We start from the raw sequence: 310 nt of genomic DNA, 5'->3' as shown, positions 1-310 counted from the left end.
GATGCCGGTGAGCACCACCCCGTCGCTGCCGGCCGTCGAGGCGTTCGACGAGCTGGAGATGCCGAAGGCACTGCTCGCGGTGCTGACCCGCCAGGGCGTCACCGCCCCGTTCCCGATCCAGGCCGCCACGCTGCCGAACTCGCTGGCCGGCCGGGACGTCCTCGGACGGGGCCGTACCGGCTCCGGCAAGACCATCGCGTTCGGCCTCGCCCTGCTGGCCAGGACCGCCGGGCAGAAGGCCGAACCGCGCCGCCCGCTGGCGCTGGTGCTGGTGCCCACCCGGGAGCTGGCGCAGCAGGTGACCGAGGCG

The 310-nt window shown here is 75.2% G+C and carries 1 protein-coding gene; it reads left to right on the top strand.

What is annotated here, in order from left to right:
• Positions 1–310: DEAD/DEAH box helicase (locus IF01_RS0140940; RefSeq protein WP_030398697.1), on the top strand; the 310-nt coding region annotated here is incomplete at both ends.

Origin of the sequence: Kitasatospora purpeofusca, assembly GCF_000718025.1 — a bacterium.
GTDB lineage: Bacteria > Actinomycetota > Actinomycetes > Streptomycetales > Streptomycetaceae > Kitasatospora > Kitasatospora purpeofusca.
This window is presented reverse-complemented; position numbering and strand designations above follow the sequence as displayed.